The organism is Halomonas sp. Mc5H-6 (genome assembly GCF_024124705.1).
GTDB classification, from domain to species: Bacteria; Pseudomonadota; Gammaproteobacteria; order Pseudomonadales; family Halomonadaceae; genus Vreelandella; species Vreelandella subterranea.
Genome location: NZ_JAMXSI010000007.1, coordinates 138,476 through 157,653, shown reverse-complemented (window position 1 = coordinate 157,653; position 19,178 = coordinate 138,476). Strand labels below are relative to the sequence as shown.

Below are 19,178 nucleotides of genomic sequence, written 5' to 3'. Positions count from 1 at the left end.
ACAAAAGCGTGTTGCGCGGTAATAAAACCAATAACGGTATCAAGAAAAAGGCGGGCCTTGGCCCGCCTGGTATTGCTTAGCTGGCAATGGCCACCTGGGTGGCGCCACGTTTGATCATGGCATAGCTCAGGCCGGTAATCAGCGAGCCGACCACAATGGCGCCCAGGTAGAGAAAGACCGGGGTGATGGCATTGGGGATAAGCAGTACGAAGATACCACCGTGGGGTGCCATCAGTTTAGCGCCTACCAGCATGGAAAGTGCGCCGGTAACGGCACCGCCCAGCATGCAGGCAGGGATTACCCGCAGTGGGTCTTTGGCGGCAAACGGAATCGCCCCTTCGCTGATAAAACACATACCCAGCACAAAGGAGGCCTTGCCTGCCTCGCGCTCGGGCGCCGAGAATTTGTTGCGCGCCACCAGACTGGCAATGCCCATACCGATGGCAGGTACCATGCCCGCGGCCATGATCGCCGCCATGGGACCATAGGTTTCCGAGGCCAGAAGCCCGACGCCAAAGGTATAGGCGGCTTTATTGACCGGGCCGCCCAGGTCGAAACACATCATGGCGCCCAGCAGAATACCCAGCAATACCGCGTTGGCAGAGCCCATGGTTTCAAGGAAGTTGGTCAGCGTGTTGAGAATGCCCGCCACTGGCTCGCCGACGATATAGATCATTACCAGGCCGGTGACCAGGCTGGCGATCAGTGGAATAATCAGAATCGGTTTGAGTGATTCGATACTCGAAGGCAGCTTGACATAACGGGTAACCGCCAGGGCGACGTAACCGGCCAGGAAGCCGGCCAGAATACCGCCGATAAAACCAGCGCCAATATCGGCGGCCAACATGCCGCCAATCATGCCCGGCGCGATACCGGGGCGGTCGGCAATCGAGTAGGCAATATACCCCGCGAGTACCGGGATCATCAGCGCGAAGGCGGTGCCGCCGCCGATTTTCATCAGTGCGGCGGCCAGCGAGCCTTCTTCCTCGGCGGCGTTGATACCGAACACAAACGACAGCGCGATCAGCAAACCACCCGCCACCACCATCGGCAGCATAAAGGATACGCCGGTCAGCAGGTGCTTGTAGACGCCTTTCTCCTTGACGCTTTTGCCTTCACTGCTGGTACTGGCCTGGTTGCCGTTTTCGACACTGGCGTGGGCGAGGGCGGCTTCCAGGGTTGGGCGCGGTTTTTTCAGGGCACTGCCGGTAGAGGTGCGATAAATGCGCTTGCCCGCAAAGCGGGTAGGGTCGACGTCGATATCACAGGCCAAAACGACGACATCGGCGTCAGCGATCTCTTTTTCCGTCAGCTGGTCCTGGGCGCCTACCGAGCCCTGGGTTTCCACGCGGATCGCATGGCCCATGGCTTTGCCCGCTTCCGCTAGCGCCTCGGCGGCCATAAAGGTATGGGCAACCCCCGTCGGGCAGGCGGTCACCGCGACAATGTTCTGCCCTTCAGCGGCCGCGGGTGCCGAGGCGCTGTCAGCGGGCGTGCTGGCGGGCGCTTGATAAATCGGCGCATCGCGTTTCGCGGTGGCCAAAAAGCCACTGGGGTCAGGGAGCGCGTCGGCAATCGGCGCTTGATAGAGCCGCTTGCCTTCAAAGCGCTCGGGGGCGGGCACGTGATCCGCGGCGACGACGACCAGATCGGCATTGGCAATCTGCTCGGCGGTGGCCGCCTGGAGCGGTGCCAGCTCACCGTGCATTTCCACATGAACGTGCCAGCCTTGGCGTTCGGCGGCTTGCTCCAGCCGCTTGGCGGCGAGGAAGGTGGTCGCCATGCCGCTGGGGCAGGCGGTAATCAGAATTACATTCATAGCGTAGCTCCCTCGGTGGTGGTGTCATCAAGACGCCGTACCCGGGTCTGTTGTTGGAGTGAGTCGAAGTCGTCGGCCTGGGGGTTGCCCACGCCCACATGGCGAACCGCATCGGCGGATAATGCCGTGGCGAAACGAAGGGTCTTCTCGGGATCGTGGCCGCTGAGCAGGCCGTGGAGCATGCCCGCGACGAACGTATCGCCGGCGCACACGGTGTTGACGGCGGTGACTAAGGGTGGCGTTGCCTGCCAACTGCCCTGGGTGTTAACCCAAAGCACGCCATCGGCACCGGCAGAGACCAGCGCCTGTTCCACGCCGCCTTGATGCAGACGACGAGTCGCCTGGGTCAGCGCATGACGGGTTTCAAGCGGCTCACCCACCCAGTGTGCAAGCTCAAGCTCGTTGGGCTTGACGGCGGTGGGCTGTATCTCAATGGCGGTGTTAAGCGCCGCGCCGCTGGTATCCACCCAGAGAGGAACACCGCAGGCCTTCAGGTGCTGGAGAAAAGCGCGAAAGTCATCGAGACTGAGCCCCGGCGGTAAGCTGCCCGCCACCACGACCGCGTGAGGCGGCGCGGCGCCGTATAAATGTGCATCCAGCCTTGCCGTTAAACGTTGCAGATCGTTTGAAGTGATCGGCGTGCCGGGGCCGTTGATGTCGGTGACCCGGCCGCTTTGTTCAGCTAGCTTGGCATTGATGCGTGTTTCACCCGCAACACGCACGAAGTCGTCATGCAAGGTGGCGTGCTGAAAGGCCAGTGCGAAAGGGGCGTCGTTATCAGCCCCCAGAAAGCCGCTCACGGTCACGTCATGGCCTAACCCTGCCAGTACCCGGGCAACATTGACGCCTTTACCCGCGGCCTCCAGCTGGGCGCTATGGGGGCGGTTAACCGCCCCTAGCGTGAGCTGGTCAAGGCTGAACGCCAGGTCCAATGCCGGGTTGAGGGTAATGCATAGCACACGGGCCATCAGCGAGCCTCCAGCGCGTCGCGTACGTCATCGCTGGTGGCTTGGGCCAGTGCCAATTGAGCGCTGGCCTGGGCATCCGCCAGATCAAACTCGCGCAGCCGCGCCTTGACCAGCGGGATCTGCCGGGCGCTGACAGAAAGCTCGTCAACGCCCAGGCCGACCAACACGGGCACTGCCATGGCGTCAGAGGCCAGTTCGCCACAGACACCCACCCATTTGCCCTGGGCATGGGCGGCATCAACGGTCATCTGGATCAGCCGGAGCACCGCCGGATGCAGGCCGTCGGCCTGGGCGGATAGCTCCGGATGACCGCGGTCGATGGCCAGGGTGTACTGGGTCAAATCGTTGGTGCCCACCGAGAAGAAGTCCACCTCGGCGGCCAGTGACGGCGCCAGCAGGGCACTGGAGGGCACCTCGATCATCACGCCGAGCTGGACGTCGGTGGCCCGCTGAGACGGGGCGATCTCGCTCAGTAGCCGGTCATAGATCGCCTTGGCGGCACGGAACTCGGCGATGTCCTTGACCATGGGCAGCATGATGCGCAGAGGGCTATCCTTACCGGCCATCAACAGCGCGCGTAACTGGGTTTCGAGCACTTCCGGCTGGGTCAGCGCCAGGCGAATGCCGCGCAGACCAAGGAAGGGGTTGTCTTCCTGCGGCACCGGCCAGTAGGGCAGCGGCTTGTCGCCGCCGACGTCCAGCGTGCGGGCCACCAGCGGGCGGCCGCCGAGAGCGTCAATCGCCTGGCGGTATTCGTCGATCTGGGTCGCCAGATCCGGCGCGCTGGCGTGGGCCATAAACAGGAACTCGGTGCGCAGCAGGCCAACACCTTCGGCGCCGCGCTCGACGGCGTCTTCGGCATGCGCGGTGTTGCCCAGGTTGGCGGCGACTTCGACCCGGTGACCATCCTGGGTTTGAGCCGTTTCAAAGCGCGTTTCCCAGGCGTCGGCTTCGCGCTGCTGCTGGTCAAGCAACTGCTGCTCGGCGCGCTGCAGGCGGTCTTCCGAAGGCTTGTGGGTGACCCGCCCGCGTTCGCCATCGAGAATCATCATGCCGCCGTCAGGTAGCGCCATGACGGCGTCACCGGCACCGACAACCGCCGGGATGCCTAACGCGCGGGCCAGAATCGCGCTATGCGCCGTAGCGCCGCCGCGAACGGTGAGCAGACCACGCACTCGCGAGGTATCCAGCCGTGCGACATCAGAGGGGCCAATATCGTCCATCACCAGAATATACGGATGCTCGGGCGGCGCGGGCCGCTTGACGTCGCACAGCACGCCGAGGACTCGGCGGCCCACGTCGCGCAGGTCGGCGGCGCGTTCGGCCAGTAGCCGGTCGGCTAGCATTTCCTGGGCGTGGGCCGCGGTGTCGATGGCTTCCCACCAGCCAGCCTCTGCCGAGGCCCCTTCGCGGATGGCATCGATGGCGGCCTGGTGCAGCTCCGGGTCGTCGAGCATTTCTTCGTGCATGGAGAGAATGTCAGCGACTTCACCGCCCGGCGCGTTGTGTACCAGCGTTTCCAGCTGGTCGGCGCCTTCTTTCAGCGCCTCGCGCAGGCGCGTTACTTCATGCTCGGGGTCGTCGGCGTGCTGCGGATATTCAAAGCTCGGCGGGCGGATGACGAACACCGGCGCGATGGCAAGCCCCGGCGAGGCGGCCACGCCGGTATGCGGCGTATCGTCAGCCAGCGGTTCCACGGCGGGCCTGGTGCTGTCGGTAGCGGGAGAGACGCTTTCCCGGCCGCCGTCAAAGGTGGCAACTTTCTCGCCGAGGCCGGATTCGACGGCCTCGCTGACGGCCGCGAGTGCCTGGCCTGCCTGCTCGCCCTCGGCAGAAAACACCAGCCACTGGCCCCGCCGTGCGCCCAAACCAATCACCTTGGTCAGACTGGCGGCGGAAACTGGCGTGGCGCTGCCTTCTTCAAGGCGAACGTTGATCGGCACCGCCTGGGCGCGGGCGGTCTGGACCAGTTGCTTGGCCGGGCGAGCATGGAGGCCGTGAGGGTTTAATACGCGGGCGCGCTGGGTTTGCGTGCTGGCGGTTTCACCCGCCAGGGTGGCCAGCCACTGGGCACTGGTGTTGTTGACCAGGCTCTCGCTGTCGTTGTGGTCCAGCAGAGGCAATAATTGCTCGAGCAGTGAACGGTGGCTTTCACCGCTGGCCGCCAGGCAGAACAAGGCATGAACGGGATGGCCGTGATGATTCAGTGATGTATCTGCCGGGGTTGCAACACCCAGAGCGGGCTGGGTAACCCCGTGAGCGTGGCTTGCCAGCCACAGGCCGTTACCCAGCCAGGTGGGCTCAGCGGAGGCAATGGCGCTGATAAACGTATTATCGACGCAGCCGCTTTGGCGCAGTCGTGCGGCAGCGGCTAACGTCAATTCCTGCAGATCCTTGGCGGGGAAGCTAACGCACAGGGTGTCGTTATCCAGACGTGGCATCACGGCTGGCTTGGAAAGCAGGCGCGCCACATCGGCGGCGGAGGTGGCGTCAGCCAGCTGCTCAGCGACGCCCTCGCGATCGAGTACATGGGTCAGCTGGCGCAGGATGTCGAGGTGCTCGTCGTTTTGTGCGGCAATGGTCACCAGCACGTGCACCTGCTGCCCATCGTGCCATTGAACCCCGTGGGGAAACTGTAAAACGCGTACCCCGGTTTGCTTGACGTATTGGCGGCTTTCCGGGGTGCCGTGGGGGATGGCGATGGCATTGCCCAAAAACGTCGAGGACTGGGCTTCCCGGTCGAGCAAGCCGTCACGATAGTCGGGTTCGACAAACCCCGCCGCCACCAGCGCATCGGCGGCGCTGTTGAGAGCTGCTCGCCAGTCGTCAGCATGGCAGTCCAGCAATATGTCATCAGAGCCGAGCGTCAGCATAGGTGTCTCCGTGTAGAACCATGGTCGTAGCGCACCGAAGTGAGCTGGATGAATCGTGTCATCTGTGTATAGTTGGCTATGCTGAATCGATTCACTTCGGGACACAAGAGGTTCGCGCCTAGACTTTGGTCTGATGGGCGTCTGTCGACTGTTAAACTGGCGGCAATCAGAGGGGAAATTCATGACACTTGCCGATATTGCCCGGCTTGCCGGGGTATCACGTACCACCGCCAGCTATGTGATTAATGGCCAGGCCGAAAAACGCCGCATTAGCCAAGCGACCATTGACAAGGTGATGGCGGTCGTTCGCCAGCACCGTTATCACATCGACCCCCAGGCCGCCGCCCTGCGCCGGGGGGCCAGTCGCTTACTGGGGTTGATCGTACCTGACCTGGAAAACATCAGTTACGCGCGGCTTGCCAAGCGTATAGAGCGGGGCGCTCGCGAACGCGGCTATCAACTGCTGGTGGTGAGCTCCGACGATTGCCCGGAAAGCGAACGGGCGCTGGCGCTCGCGTTGCGCGCCCAGCGCTGTGAAGTGCTTATCACGGCGAGTTGTCTGGCCAGCGACGATCCGTTTTACGCGGACCTGGTAAAAGAAGGCTGGAGCGTGGTGGGAATGGACAGGGGGCTGGACCCTGAACACTTTGCCAGCGTGGTCAGTAACGACCGTCAGGCATCGCTGGCGCTGACCCACTCGGTGATTGACCCGGCTACCCAGCGCGTTGCATGGCTCGAGGCAATGCCAGACCTTTCCATCAGCCGTGAGCGCCGGGCCGGTTTTCAGCAGGCGCTAGCGGGCACGTCCATAACGCCGCTGTATTTATGCGGTACGCATTATGAGCGTAGCGAAGGCGCCCGCCTGGCGGTCAAGCTGCTGGATGAAGAGGGGGGAGCCGATGCGTTGGTTACCGCGTCCTATACGCTGCTGGAAGGTGTGTTTGACGTCTTTCTGGAGCGAGGAGGGTTGCCGGAAGGGATGCGGCTGGCCACCTTTGGTGATCATCGCCTGCTGGATTTTTTGCCCCAGCCGATCAACTCGGCCCTGCAGGATTACGACCGCATCGCGGAGTTGACGCTACGCTGTGCCCTGGCCGCGACAGAGGGCGAGCCCCAATGCGGTCAGCAGGTGGTGGCACGCCATTTGCGCACCCGTCATCCCGGTGCGCAAATGATGGCTTGAAACCAAGCGGCCAACGACTCGCCGCTCGTCAGTCAATCCTTGCGGGCTTCGGCCCAAGCATCTGCGTCGGGTATCGACATGTAGTAGCTTTCATCTAGATAAGGCGAGGAAAGCACAAAGTCGGCGCTGGCGGCATTGCACGCTACCGGGATATTCCAGAGTGCCGCAAGGCGCAGTAGCGCTTTGACATCCGGGTCGTGGGGCTGGGGCGCGAACGGGTCCCAGAAAAAGATCAGCACGTCGAGCGCCTGCTCGGCAATGCGTGCGCCAATCTGCTGGTCACCGCCAAGCGGCCCGCTCATCAATCCTTCGATAGGCAGTCCCAGTGCGTCGTGCAAGCGTTTTGCCGTGGTGCCGGTGCCAAGCAGTTCGTGGCGGCCCAGCGTGTCTTTCCAGCGCGTCGCCCACTCAAGCATTTCGGTTTTCTTGCCGTCGTGGGCAATCAGCGCAATCCGCTTGCGGGCCTGGAGCTTGCGAATTGCCTGACGAGGGGGGCGCGCATCGTTCATGGTATGGATCTCCAAAGCAGGATCATGGCGACTCGGACGCAACGGCTAACACCTTCATGGTGTTGGTGCCGCCATGGGCGTTCATATGGTCGCCTCGAGTGAGAATGACATGCTCGCCGGGGTCCGCCAAGCCGTGGGCTTTTAATAATCTCAGCGCCTCGCCGTTGACGTCTTCTGCCTGCATGTGGCTCGTGTCGAAGGGTATCGAGACCACGCCCCGGTACAGCGCCATGCGGCGCTGAGCGATGGGGCTATGGGCCAGGCCGACAATCGGCAGCTTGGAGCGAATGCGCGACGCAATCAGGGGCGTATAGCCCGTGGCGGTCATGCAGGCGATCACGCTGACACCCGCGAGATGGTTGGCCGCGTACATGGCAGACAGCGCAATGGTCTCGTCAATGCGCTCGAAGCCTTCGTGAATGCGGTGGCTCGACTCCTGGGCAATGCGCTCGCGCTCAGCGCCCAGGCAGACGCGGTTCATCGCCTCGATGGTCTCCACCGGATAATCCCCCGCGGCGGTTTCGGCGGAGAGCATCACCGCGTCGGTGGCATCCAGCACCGCGTTGGCCACGTCAAACACCTCGGCCCGGGTGGGCAGCGGCGACTCGATCATCGACTCCATCATCTGGGTCGCGGTAATCACCGCACGGTTCAGGGTGCGGGCGTGCTTGATGATGCGCTTCTGGGTGCCGATCAGTGCCTCATCGCCAATTTCCACACCCAGGTCGCCGCGCGCCACCATCACGGCTTCCGAGGCCTGGATGATGCCATCCAGGGTTTTGTCGTTGGCCACGGCTTCGGCTCGCTCGAGTTTGGCAACCAGGCCGATGTCCTTGCCAGCATCACCAAGGAGGGTGCGTGCCTCCTGCATGTCGGCGGCGCTACGTGGGAAGGAAACCGCCAGGTAGTCCACGCCGATATCCAGAGCGGTGACCAGGTCGGCCTTGTCCTTTTCGGTGAGCGCCGGGGCGGAGAGGCCCCCGCCTTGCTTGTTGATGCCTTTGTTGTTGGACAGCTTGCCGCCCACGTGAACCCGTGTGTGCACTTCCTGGTCAACTACTTGAGTGACATCCAGGACCACGCGACCGTCGTCGAGCAGCAGGCGGTCGCCGGCGGTGACGTCATCGATCAGCGACTTGTAGTCACAGCCGACCCGTTCCTGGTTGCCCTGGTCAGTGCCGAGCGCCATGTCGAGGATGAACGGCTGGCCGTGGGTGAGGTGGATGGCACCATCCTGAAAGCGTGAAATGCGAATTTTAGGCCCTTGAAGGTCGCCCAGTACGGCGACGCTACGCCCCAGTCGCTGGGCGATCTCACGAACGTCCTGCAGGCGGCGGCGATGGTCGTCCGCGGCGCCATGGGAGAAGTTCAGGCGAACGACATCGACACCGGCTTTCAGCATGGCTTCCAGTACACCGGGGCGGTCGCTTGCGGGGCCTAGCGTGGCGACAATCTTGGTGCGGCGTATGGGGAGTGAGAGGATTTGGCTCGTCATTGCACATTCTCCTGGGTCGGCCATGGTTATTGTTGGCGCTGCGCGGATATTGAAATTGCAGGCTATTAAGTTGTGGACTACGATAGCGTCTATATAGTAATTTTACTACATATTGATTGAAAGGCAGCCTTTTTGAGGACTTTGGCTCCGCAAAGCGTCTCGTTAGGGTGCTTAAATACGTATTTTTAGTAACTTTTTACTGAATATAGAACCGGTTGCGTAGCAAAGATCCGCTATGTATTTTTGTTACAAACGTTCTCTGCAAAGGTGAGGTGCCCCATGACAATAAGAGTCGCTATCAACGGCTTCGGTCGCATTGGCCGTAACGTACTGCGTGCCCTTTACGAAAACGGCTACCGTGATCGTATGCAGGTCGTTGCGATCAACGACCTTGGCGATCCGTCGCTTAACTCCCACCTGCTTCGTCATGACAGCGTCCACGGCCATTTTCCGTATTCGGTCGATCATGACGCGGAAAGTATCAGTGTCGATGGCGACCGCATCGCCATTTCCTCTGAGCGAGATCCCGCAAAATTGCCCTGGGCATCGATGGACATCGATATCGTGATGGAGTGCACGGGCTTGTTCACCAAGCGCGAAGCAGCGGCCAAACACATCGACGCGGGCGCCAAGCGTGTGTTGATTTCAGCACCCAGTTCTGATGCCGATGCCATGATTGTGTACGGCGTCAATGAAGAAACACTCACCGCTGAGCATAAAGTGGTCTCGAATGCCTCCTGCACAACGAATTGCCTGGCGCCGGTCGCCAAAGCCTTGAACGATGCAGTGGGTATCGAGAATGGCCTGATGACGACGGTGCATGCGTATACCAATGACCAGAATCTGTCGGATGTCTATCACACTGACCCCTACCGGGCGCGCAGTGCGACCCAGTCGATGATTCCGACCAAGACGGGTGCCGCGGCTGCCGTCGGCAAGGTGCTGCCCGAGCTTGAGGGTAAGTTCGACGGTCTGGCAGTGCGCGTGCCGGTGATCAACGTCTCGCTGGTGGACCTGACCTTTACTGCGGGCCGTGACACCACCGCAGAAGAGATCAACGCGGTCGTTGAAAAAGCGGCAGTCAATTCACCGGTCTTGGCGGTCAACGCCCAGCCATTGGTGTCTATCGATTTCAACCACGACGCCAACTCGTCCACTTTCGATAGCAACCACACCCGTGTTAACGGGCGGCTGGTGAAAATCATGGCCTGGTACGACAATGAGTGGGGCTTCTCCAACCGCATGCTGGATACCGCGGAAGCCATGCAGGCCGTCGCCAAGTAATCCAACCGGTCAGGGACAGGTATCGCCGAGCAATAACTCCGTTTTCAACCGTTGTTGCTCGGCGGGCTTCAGGCCGAGAATCATCTGCGCCGCCACCCGCCCTTTGCCTTCGCTATCCTGCCTAACCGTCGTCAAACGGGGGGCTCGGTACTGGCCTTCCGCAATCCCGTCAAAGCCGGTGATACGCAGCTCCTCGGGTACCCGGATGCCGCGCTGCTCGGCCAGCGTCAGCGCCGTCAAGGCAATGCGATCCGACATGCACAACAGCAGGTCGGGACGCTGGTGCTCAGGTTGATCGAGTATTTCTGCCAATACCGGGCGACACACCTCGAACGTATTCTCCTCGATATTCCACAGCGGTACCTGTTGTGCATCCACGCCGTGTTCGCTGAGCGCGGTATGGAAACCTTCCAGCCGTGCGCGGCTGATCGTACTGGTGTTGGGCAGCAGGGTGTGCTCGGGCGTCACGCGCCCGTTGCAGGGTTCCTTGGTCAAGCGCAGGTTAATAATCGTTGGTCGCTTTGATGGCTGCTTAAGGGCATGGCAGGCGATGTGGTAGCTAGCCTCGGTATCGTCGATATGAACCGTTGGGCAGCCTTCTACGTCAAAATCGACCGAGACGAGCGGACGATGGGCCGGCAGCCGCTGCAACAGCTGGTTGTTGGGCATCAAACCATAGACGATGAAGCCATCGGCGATATTAGCCGAGCCCGCTGGTTGCGAATCGTGTCCACGCCCCGGCAGCAGCAACAGCGTATGCCCATGGGCGTCGAGAACTTCGGCGACACCGGAGAGAAACTCGCTGGCCACGGCATCATTCAAGCTGTAGGTAAGGCTCTCTGCCAGTACCACGGCAACAATTCGTGAACGGCCGGTGCGCAGGCTGCGGGCCTTGGCATCCGGACCGCTGTATCCCAGGCGGGCCGCTTCACTCAAGATGCGTTCGCGCAGTGTGGGAGACAGTTGGTCGGGCCGGTTGAAGGCGTTGGAAATGGTGGCAGTGGAGACGCCGAGTTCACGGGCAAGGTCCTTGAGCGTCATTCGGCGGGGTGGTGTCACGGGGTTTCCTATGCAGGCTAATGTCAGGCGTCCATCCGCAAGAATACCGACCCCCGCAGCCACCCGACAAGCCTTGCATCATACGGCTCGTGGCGATCTGCGCGGGTCGGTGGATAATCGTGGTCAAAGCACGCCAGTCAGGCGGCTTGCCGTTGAGCAGGCAAATCCAGCGCGGCACCGCGGTCATCGAACAGATGGACATGTTGCGTGTCAGGCACCAGCGCGACGTGTTGCCCTTCTTCCCATTGACTAGGCGCTTCGCTGCGATGGATCAGCAGTGTATCCCCTTCTTTGGGATCCAGGTAAACGTAGACTTCGTTACCCAGGTATTCAACGTTGACGATCTCGAAACGGTTATCTCCAGACGGCTCTGCCAGGCGTAGGTGTTCCGGGCGCACGCCAATACTGAGCGCGGCGCTTTGCGGCTGCGCACTTGCATCCTGTGGCAAGGCAAGTTCGCCCACGCCTGCAGCGAGTACCCGGCAGCCATGGTCATCCTTTGCCAGCAGTTGGGCGGGCATGAAATTCATGGTGGGTGAGCCGATAAACCCGGCAACGAACTTGGTAGCGGGGCGCTGATAAAGCGCTTGAGGGCTGCCCACCTGCTCGACGTGGCCGCCGTTGAGGACCACGATCTTGTCGGCAAGCGTCATGGCCTCTACCTGATCATGGGTCACGTAGATCATGGTGGAGCCGAGACGATTATGCAGCCGGGCGATTTCGTTGCGCATCTGCACGCGCAGTGAGGCGTCCAGGTTGGAGAGCGGTTCGTCAAACAGCAGAATGCGCGGTTCCCGGGCCATGGCACGGCCCATGGCTACCCGCTGGCGCTGGCCACCGGAAAGTGCCTTGGGCTTGCGGTGCAGCAACTCTTCCAACTGAAGAATCCTGGCTGTACTCATCACCCGATCATTGATCGTCTCATCCGACTGTTTGGCCAGCTTAAGACCAAACGCCATGTTGTCGTATACGGTCATGTGCGGGTAGAGCGCATAGGACTGGAACACCATGCCGACACCGCGTTCACGTGGCGGTAAATCGTTGACCACAGTGTCATCAATACGCAAATCGCCATCGGTGATGGATTCCAGACCGGCAATCAGGCGCAGCAGGGTGGATTTGCCGCAGCCCGATGGGCCGACAAACACCACGAATTCGCCGTCGCCGATTTCCAGATCGACATCGTCGATGATGTGGTCGCGGCCAAACACCTTGTTAATTTTTTCAAGCGTAACACTTGCCATGGGTGACTCCTTGCCAACCTCAAGGCCTGTGCCCCGGGTTGGCCTGTTGTTGTTTGAAACGGCCTAGGCGGTGCGCATAAAGGCCGCCTGGTAAGCGGGGAGCGTCAGTCTGTCGCCGTCGCGTTGATAGTTGAAGCCATGGCCGTCGAGATCGGCGGTCACCGTAACGGGGAGCGTAACCTCTTGCGGCTGGCCGGTCAGATTGAAAACGCACAGCAGGGATTCGTCGCCGTGTTGGCGGGTAAAGCCCAGCAGGTCGTCGCCCACGTCGACCAGCGTCAAGTCACCGTCAAACAGCGCGGCGTGCTGGCGCCGAAACGCCAGCAACTGGCGTGTGGCATTGAGGGTTGAGGCCGAGTCGCCCTGTTGCTGGCTCACGGCAAGCTCGCGATGTCGTGGCGAGACCGGCAGCCATGGTTCAGCGCTTGAAAAGCCCGCCTGGGACGAATCATCCCAGGGCATGGGCGTGCGACAGCCGTCGCGGCCCTTGAATTCGGGCCAGAGCACCTTGCCGTAAGGGTCCTGAATGCGTTCAAAGGGAACCTCGGCTTCGGGTAGCCCAAGCTCTTCGCCCTGGTAAAGGCAGACGCTGCCACGTAGTGAAAACAGCATTGCCAGGGCAACTTTAGGATAGGCCGTTGGGTCTTCGTCGGCGCCCCAGCGCGAGGCGCTGCGCTCAACATCGTGATTCGAGGTGGCCCAGCACGGCCAGGCATCGCCCGCCAGCCGCTGGAAGCGCTCGATGACCTCACGTAGATAGGCAGCGGAATGCGGCTTGTTGAGCAGGTCGAAGGTGTAGGCCATATGCAGCTTGTCGCCCCCGGCGGTGTACTCGGCCATACGCTCCAGCGGGTTGTCATCGCCGATTTCACCCACGGTCGTGGTGCCGGGGTATTCATCCATCAGCGCACGCAGATCCTTGAGAAAGTCCAGGTTCTCCGGGCGGCTGAGGTCATAGACGTGGCGCTGCCAGGTATACGGATTGCTGTCCGGGGCGCCCAGGGTTTTGGCTTCGCCTTTGGGAACGGGTGGGTTGTCGCGTAACTTGGCGTCATGAAAGAAAAAGTTGACCGTGTCCAGGCGGAAACCATCGACACCCAGCTCCAGCCAGAAGCGCATATTATCCAACTGGGCCTGACGCGCTTCCGGGTTATGGAAGTTGACGTCCGGCTGACTGGTTAGAAAGTTATGCATGTAATACTGCTGGCGGCGAGGCTCGAAGGTCCATGCCGGGCCGCCAAAAATCGACAGCCAGTTGTTGGGTGGCGTGCCGTCTGGCTTGGGGTCAGCCCATACAAACCAGTCAGCCTTGGGATTGGTGCGATTCTGGCGGCTTTCCTGAAACCAGGCGTGCTGATCCGAGGTATGGCTGATGACCTGGTCGATCATCACTTTCAGGCCCAGCCTGTGGGCTTTGGCCAGCAGCGCCTTGAAGTCGTCCAGCGTGCCGAACATCGGGTCCACGTCGCGGTAGTTGCTGATGTCGTAGCCGAAATCGAGCATTGGCGAAGTAAAGAAAGGCGATAGCCAGATACCGTCGACATTGAGCGATGCCACATAATCGAGCTTTTCAGTAACGCCGGGTAAATCACCGATACCATCCCCGCGGCTGTCCATGAAGCTGCGCGGATAAATCTGATAGATAACGCCGCCGCGCCACCAGGCGTTTGTGTCTTGGGTATCTTGCATGAGTGAGTCCGTTGATGACATTAAAAATCCTTAGCCTTTGACGGCGCCAGCGGTGAGTCCAGAGACGATGCGTCGCTGGAAGATAATCACCAGCACCACCAGTGGGACAGTCACCACCACCGAGGCCGCCATGATGGGCCCCCAGGGCAATTCGTAGGCGCTGCCGCCGGACAGCAGGGCGATCGCCACCGGCACGGTGCGCTGGGTGTCGGTCAGGGTGAAGGTAAGTGCGAACAGAAACTCGTTCCACGCGGCAATGAAGGCGAGCAGCCCGGTGGTCGCCATGGCGGGCCACATCAGGGGTAAAAACACCTTGGTAATGGTGATCCACGGTGTAGCGCCGTCCATGATGGCGGCTTCTTCAAGTTCCATGGGGAGCTGCTTCATGAAGGTGGTCAGCACCCACACCGTGAAGGGCAGGGTGAAGATGGTGTAACTCAAGATCAGCCCTGCCGGGTTGTTGTAGAGGTTGAGCGTGCGGATGACTTCAAACAGCCCGGAGAGCACTGCCACCTGGGGAAACATCGACACTCCCAGAATGACCAGCAATACCGTTGAGCGCCCGCGAAAACGGACGCGACCCAGCGCGTAGGAGGCCGTAATGCCCAGCAGTAGGGCGATGAACACCACGCTCACGGCGACCACGATGGAATTGAAGATCGCCCGCAGAAAGCTCGACTGGGTGAGCACCTGGGCGTAGTTACCCAGGTGCCAAGTAGACGGCCAGAGCTCCACGCGGAACAATTCGCTTGAAGGTTTGAGCGAGGTGATCACGGCGTAATAGAACGGGAACACGGCGTAGACCATGATCAGCACGATCAGCGCCCAGAAGCCGACCCGTTTGGCTATTTTGCTCAGCTGACGTGCGGTCATGCGTCACCTCCCAGTTGCAGTTGCTTGCGACCGGCATAAATGTAGGCAACGGTTGCCAGGGCGATAATCAGGAACAGCAGGGTGGACGCCGCGCTGCCATAGCCGACGTCCTGGAATTCGACCAGTTGCTGGCGAGCGTAGACCGACATGGACATGGTGCTGGTGGAATTCGAGGTCAGCACGTAGATGACATCGAACACCCGCAGTGCGTCGAGAAGGCGGAAAATCACCGCCACCATCAAGGCAGGGGTAACCAGCGGCAGCGTCACCTTGAAAAACACCCGCACCGGATGAATGCCGTCGACTTCGGCAGCCTCGTAACAGTCCTTGGGCAGCATCTGCAGGGCGGCAAGCACCAGCAGGGCAACAAACGGGATGGTTTTCCAGACATCGACCATGATCACCGCCCACATCGAGTAGGTGGCGCTGGCGGTCCAGGCAATGGGGTCATCGATGACGCCAACCCCCATCAGCATGTGGTTGATGATGCCGAACTGGTCGTTGAGCATCCATGCCCACATCTGCGCCGAGACAATGGTGGGGATGGCCCAGGGAATCAGTACAGCGGCACGCACAATGGTGCGCCCTTTAAACTCCGCATTGAGAATCAGCGCAACGATGACGCCAAAGACAACCTCAAGCGATACCGACACCACCGAGAAGTAGACGGTATTCCATACCGACTGCCACCACACGGGGTCGGCCATGATGCCAAACCAGCGGCCGTTATCGTGAACCAGGTAGTTCTCGAAACCGATGAAGTTGGCGGTGCCCAGGTCAGACAGTGAGGCGTCGGTAAAACTTAAAAAGAAGGTGCGAAATAAAGGCCAGCCAGCCACCAGCGCTAGCGCCACCAGCATGGGGGTCAAAAATAACCAGGCCGCCTTGACCCGCTGACGGCGCACCTTGGTGCCGCGCGAGCGCCGCGCCGTCAATGGGGCGGTGCGCGCCCCAACGGGCGCGCTTGAGTGAGAAGTCGTCATCAGGCTCTCCAGCGTTACCAGTTACGACGCTTCAAACGCAGAAGCTCGTTTTCCAGGTCCTCAATGGCCTGGGCGCCATCCTTGGTACCCGAGAGCACCTCGTGGGTAGCGCTGAAGAAGGCGTTGCTGACCCGGCCGTAGGCATCGCCGGTTGGCGCAGAAGGACGGGCAACGGCGTTGGTGAAGGTGTCGTAAAGGGTGCCGAAGAAGGGCACGGCATCCAGCACCTCGTCATCCTGATAGAGCGCGTCAATGGTCGGGTTGTAGGAGGCTTCGATGGCGCGACGTTTCTGCTCTTCCTCGCCGGTCAGGAAGGCCACCAGGTCGGCGGCAAGCTCGGGGTTCTCGGTGTAGCGGGATACCGCCAGGTTCCAGCCACCAAGGCCAGCAGCGCTTTCACCGTCTTCGCCGCCCGCCGGCAGTTGGGTGACGCCGACATTGCCACGGACGTCGCTGTCTTCGCTTTGCGCCAGCGCCCAGGCGTAAGGCCAATTGCGCATGAAGACGGAATTGCCACCCTGGAAGACACCGCGGGCTTCTTCCTCGGTGTAATTGAGCACGCCATTGGGCGAGATGTCGCCGATCCATGAGGCCGCCAGGTCAAGCGCTTCGGCCGCCTGCGGGTTATTGATGCTGACCTCGCCGTCAGCCTCGACAACATTACCGCCACCGTGGCTTGCCACCCATTCAAGGGCATTCACCGTCAAGCCTTCATAGGCGCGGCCCTGGAAAACATAGCCCTGCATGCGGTCGTTGCCTGCTTCGCGCTCTGCCTGCTTGACCGCGCGGGCAGTTTCGGTCAGTTCCTGCCAGGTGGTGGGTACTTCAAAGCCATGTTTTTCGAGCAGGTCTTCGCGGTAATACAGCACGCCTGCATCGGTAAACCACGGCATGGCGACCAACCGACCGTCGATGGTGTTGTTGTTCAAGATGGTCTCGAAATGTCCGGCAGCAGCGTCGTCGACCAGCACCTCGCGCAGATCGAGCAGGTGGTTGGCCAGCAGCCCCGGCCAGACAACGTCAATCTGCATGACGTCGATATCGCTGGAATTGGCGGACAGGATCTGCTGATACAGCGAAAGCCGCTCGGTGGACGAATTGGGCGTCGAGACCACATCGACCTCGTGGCCGGTCTTTGCTTCCCAGGCGGCCACGCCTTCCTGGCAAAGCGTCAGTTCGGCACCTACGGCACCGCATGAAATAGTCAGGTCAGCCGCCTGAGCCTGGCTGATGCCACCAGTAGTGCTGGCAAGCGCAATGGCGGTCGTTAAAAGCGTTTTTTTCATGATGGTTCCTCGGCGTTTGTTGTTGTCGGGTAGCGCATCGTTCAAGCCCGTCGAACGTGGACTTAAACGATTAAGTTGGTGCGCATAGTTAGCCGCCTCTTGTCAGCAAGTTCAATAGCGACTTTTGTCTAATTATTTATTCAGGTTTTGCTAACACGATGCCTGCTGTTTAGACATTGGTCGACAATTAGTAATTACTGGTTGGTTTACGTAGTCTTAATCGATTAAGTTTCGCCTGTTCCAGCGTTTTGGTTGGCAGCAGTGGTTGCTTTACCAACTGTTGGAGCAAATACGATTTACAACAATCGACTCAAACGCGGCCGCTTTCATGCGCATCGGATTGCAACGCAGTGAAGGGCGGGCGTCGAACAACAATAGGGTTTAAAACAATGGATAAAATGACGTTCAAAACACCGCTGGCGATTGCCATCGCCGCCGCCAGCCTGGGTGTCAGCGGTGCGGCCATGGCCGATACCACCATGGAAGAGCGGCTTGCCGAGTTGGAAGCGCGGATTATCGCTGCTGAGCAGCGAGCCGACGCCGCCGAGCAGCGTGCTGCCGAGGCTGAACAGCAACGCGCCGCGACCGCTGATATTGAAAGCGATGCTGAAATTGAAGAGCGTCTGGCAAGGGTAGAGCGCTATGCTGACGGCGAAGAGGGGTTTTCATTCAATGTTTATGCACGCTCGGGCTTGTTGATCGGTGAAGATGGAAAAAGTGCAGAGGGTGGTCCTTACGTCACACCTGCAGGCCCTGAAGGCGGCGCGGTGGGTCGCTTGGGTAACGAGCCCGATACCTATGCCGAAGCGATTCTGAACTACCGCATGCGGTTCGATAACGGCGCCAAAGCGCTATACCGCACCATGATTGCCGACGGCACCACCTCGAGCAATGACTGGACTGGCGGCGAGTCGGATATCAACGTCCGTCAGGTATATGCTGAATTCAGCGATCTACCGAGCTTTACCGGGGCGTTTGAAAACGCCTCCATCTGGGCCGGTAAGCGTTTTGACCGCGACAACTTCGACATCCACTGGCTGGATAGCGATGTGGTGTTCCTCGCCGGTACCGGTGGCGGTATCTACGATATGCAACTGGCCGGCAACTGGAAATCAAACCTTTCAATCTATGGCCGCAGTTTTGCCGATTTTGATGTGGTCAGCAGTGAAGACCCCGGCCTCGAAGGCGATACCGATAACCTGATCCTGACCTCCAACAACTACTTTGGTAACTGGCAGTGGATGGTCAACGGCATGTCCGCCGCCGATAACGATACCCGTGATATCGGCGCCGGGCAGGAAGCCGCCGAAAACGGCTTCCATACCATGGTGGCCTACCACGGCGACAGCTTCTTCGGGTTGGGCGAAGGCAACTACAAGGCGGCAGTGCTGCACGGCCAGGGCCTGGGCGCCGAGACCAAGAACATCGGCGCCAACGGTGATTTGACCGATGATGCCAGCTCAACCCGTCTAGCGCTTTATGGGACTACCTATCTTGCACCCAAATGGCGTATTGCGCCTTCCGTACTGGCAGAAACCAGCGAAGACCGTTTTGCGGAAGGCGATTCGTATGACTGGGCCACGCTCAACGTACGTTTGGCCAACGAGCTGACTGAAAACTTCGAAATGCAGTACGAAGCCAGCTACCAGATGATCGACATCGACCCCCAGGGCTATTCAAGTCGCAACGAAGTTGACGGGGACTACACCAAGTTCACCGTTGCGCCGACTTTCAAGCCGGAAGTAGGTGGTTTCTGGCAGCGGCCTGAAATTCGCCTGTTTGCCAGCTGGAGCGACTGGGATGACGAGCTTAACGATTATTCGGCGACCGACTCCTTTGGCTCTGATGAATTTACCGGCAGCCAATGGACCTTTGGCATTCAAAGCGAAGTCTGGTTCTAAGCCAGTAGGCCT

14 protein-coding genes are annotated in these 19,178 nt (G+C 60.4%); 3 read left to right on the top strand and 11 right to left on the bottom strand.

Translation table 11 applies throughout. From position 1 onward, the window contains the following. Positions 1 to 76: 76 nt before the first annotated feature. Genes NH395_RS11855 through ptsP form a run of 3 tightly spaced genes read right to left on the bottom strand, consistent with a single transcriptional unit; the run spans position 77 to position 5,660 of the window. Positions 77 to 1,819 carry a PTS fructose-like transporter subunit IIB gene (locus tag NH395_RS11855; protein ID WP_253025070.1) on the bottom strand — a complete coding sequence of 581 codons (1,743 nt, stop codon included), beginning with the start codon at positions 1,817 to 1,819 and terminating at the stop codon, positions 77 to 79. Continuing rightward, on the bottom strand, positions 1,816 to 2,787 hold the full coding sequence (gene pfkB / locus NH395_RS11850) for a 1-phosphofructokinase (RefSeq protein ID WP_253025068.1): 972 nt from the start codon (positions 2,785 to 2,787) through the stop codon (positions 1,816 to 1,818). Before pfkB ends, NH395_RS11855 begins: the two co-directional genes overlap by 4 nt. Next, the gene (ptsP, locus tag NH395_RS11845; protein WP_253025065.1) at positions 2,787 to 5,660 is read right to left on the bottom strand and encodes a phosphoenolpyruvate--protein phosphotransferase; all 2,874 of its coding nucleotides are present in this window, start codon (positions 5,658 to 5,660) and stop codon (positions 2,787 to 2,789) included. Before ptsP ends, pfkB begins: the two co-directional genes overlap by 1 nt. 181 nt (positions 5,661 to 5,841) lie before the next feature. On the opposite strand from ptsP, the gene cra reads away from it, so the two are divergent. Further along, positions 5,842 to 6,843, top strand: a complete 1,002-nt coding sequence (gene cra / locus NH395_RS11840; RefSeq protein ID WP_253025064.1) for a catabolite repressor/activator — start codon at positions 5,842 to 5,844, stop codon at positions 6,841 to 6,843. A gap of 32 nt (positions 6,844 to 6,875) precedes the next feature. Here cra and NH395_RS11835 read toward each other — a convergent pair whose 3' ends face one another. Both NH395_RS11835 and pyk read right to left on the bottom strand, forming a co-directional pair. After that, on the bottom strand, positions 6,876 to 7,352 hold the full coding sequence (locus tag NH395_RS11835) for a methylglyoxal synthase (RefSeq protein WP_253025062.1): 477 nt from the start codon (positions 7,350 to 7,352) through the stop codon (positions 6,876 to 6,878). Between the two features lie 22 nt (positions 7,353 to 7,374). Next, positions 7,375 to 8,847: a pyruvate kinase gene (pyk, locus tag NH395_RS11830; protein ID WP_253025060.1), complete on the bottom strand. Its 1,473-nt coding sequence runs from the start codon at positions 8,845 to 8,847 to the stop codon at positions 7,375 to 7,377. Between the two features lie 279 nt (positions 8,848 to 9,126). Between pyk and gap the strand changes: the two genes are divergently transcribed. Then, the gene (gene gap, locus NH395_RS11825) at positions 9,127 to 10,131 is read left to right on the top strand and encodes a type I glyceraldehyde-3-phosphate dehydrogenase (RefSeq protein ID WP_253025058.1); all 1,005 of its coding nucleotides are present in this window, start codon (positions 9,127 to 9,129) and stop codon (positions 10,129 to 10,131) included. 9 nt (positions 10,132 to 10,140) lie between these two features. On the opposite strand, the gene NH395_RS11820 is transcribed toward gap, so the two are convergent. The 6 genes from NH395_RS11820 to NH395_RS11795 all read right to left on the bottom strand — a co-directional run bounded on the left by NH395_RS11820 (position 10,141) and on the right by NH395_RS11795 (position 17,265). After that, complete coding sequence (locus NH395_RS11820; protein WP_253025056.1) at positions 10,141 to 11,190, bottom strand: LacI family DNA-binding transcriptional regulator; 1,050 nt, start codon at positions 11,188 to 11,190, stop codon at positions 10,141 to 10,143. A 137-nt stretch (positions 11,191 to 11,327) separates the two neighbouring features. Further along, on the bottom strand, positions 11,328 to 12,434 hold the full coding sequence (gene ugpC, locus NH395_RS11815) for a sn-glycerol-3-phosphate ABC transporter ATP-binding protein UgpC (RefSeq protein WP_253025054.1): 1,107 nt from the start codon (positions 12,432 to 12,434) through the stop codon (positions 11,328 to 11,330). Positions 12,435 to 12,497: 63 nt separating this feature from the next. Continuing rightward, positions 12,498 to 14,123 (bottom strand): alpha-glucosidase family protein, encoded by a 1,626-nt coding sequence (locus NH395_RS11810; RefSeq protein ID WP_253025052.1) that lies wholly within the window; start codon positions 14,121 to 14,123, stop codon positions 12,498 to 12,500. 30 nt (positions 14,124 to 14,153) lie between these two features. Further along, the gene (locus tag NH395_RS11805) at positions 14,154 to 14,996 is read right to left on the bottom strand and encodes a carbohydrate ABC transporter permease (RefSeq protein WP_253025050.1); all 843 of its coding nucleotides are present in this window, start codon (positions 14,994 to 14,996) and stop codon (positions 14,154 to 14,156) included. Continuing rightward, positions 14,993 to 15,979, bottom strand: coding sequence for a sugar ABC transporter permease (locus NH395_RS11800; protein ID WP_066317285.1), 987 nt, complete (start codon positions 15,977 to 15,979; stop codon positions 14,993 to 14,995). The genes NH395_RS11805 and NH395_RS11800 overlap by 4 nt, the downstream gene beginning before the upstream one ends. Positions 15,980 to 15,993: 14 nt before the next feature. Then, a complete protein-coding gene (locus NH395_RS11795; protein ID WP_253025048.1) occupies positions 15,994 to 17,265 on the bottom strand; it encodes an ABC transporter substrate-binding protein in 1,272 nt (423 codons plus the stop codon). A 389-nt stretch (positions 17,266 to 17,654) separates the two neighbouring features. Between NH395_RS11795 and NH395_RS11790 the strand changes: the two genes are divergently transcribed. Then, complete coding sequence (locus tag NH395_RS11790) at positions 17,655 to 19,166, top strand: carbohydrate porin (RefSeq protein ID WP_253025046.1); 1,512 nt, start codon at positions 17,655 to 17,657, stop codon at positions 19,164 to 19,166. Positions 19,167 to 19,178: the final 12 nt, after the last annotated feature.

Coding starts and splice junctions, on each gene's coding strand:
- NH395_RS11805 (WP_253025050.1), bottom strand. CDS start 14,996: ATGACCGCACGTCAGCTGAGCAAAATAGCCAAACGGGTCGGCTTCTGG.
- pyk (WP_253025060.1), bottom strand. CDS start 8,847: ATGACGAGCCAAATCCTCTCACTCCCCATACGCCGCACCAAGATTGTC.
- NH395_RS11835 (WP_253025062.1), bottom strand. CDS start 7,352: ATGAACGATGCGCGCCCCCCTCGTCAGGCAATTCGCAAGCTCCAGGCC.
- NH395_RS11790 (WP_253025046.1), top strand. CDS start 17,655: ATGGATAAAATGACGTTCAAAACACCGCTGGCGATTGCCATCGCCGCC.
- NH395_RS11855 (WP_253025070.1), bottom strand. CDS start 1,819: ATGAATGTAATTCTGATTACCGCCTGCCCCAGCGGCATGGCGACCACC.
- NH395_RS11800 (WP_066317285.1), bottom strand. CDS start 15,979: ATGACGACTTCTCACTCAAGCGCGCCCGTTGGGGCGCGCACCGCCCCA.
- NH395_RS11795 (WP_253025048.1), bottom strand. CDS start 17,265: ATGAAAAAAACGCTTTTAACGACCGCCATTGCGCTTGCCAGCACTACT.
- cra (WP_253025064.1), top strand. CDS start 5,842: ATGACACTTGCCGATATTGCCCGGCTTGCCGGGGTATCACGTACCACC.
- ugpC (WP_253025054.1), bottom strand. CDS start 12,434: ATGGCAAGTGTTACGCTTGAAAAAATTAACAAGGTGTTTGGCCGCGAC.
- NH395_RS11810 (WP_253025052.1), bottom strand. CDS start 14,123: ATGCAAGATACCCAAGACACAAACGCCTGGTGGCGCGGCGGCGTTATC.
- gap (WP_253025058.1), top strand. CDS start 9,127: ATGACAATAAGAGTCGCTATCAACGGCTTCGGTCGCATTGGCCGTAAC.
- pfkB (WP_253025068.1), bottom strand. CDS start 2,787: ATGGCCCGTGTGCTATGCATTACCCTCAACCCGGCATTGGACCTGGCG.
- ptsP (WP_253025065.1), bottom strand. CDS start 5,660: ATGCTGACGCTCGGCTCTGATGACATATTGCTGGACTGCCATGCTGAC.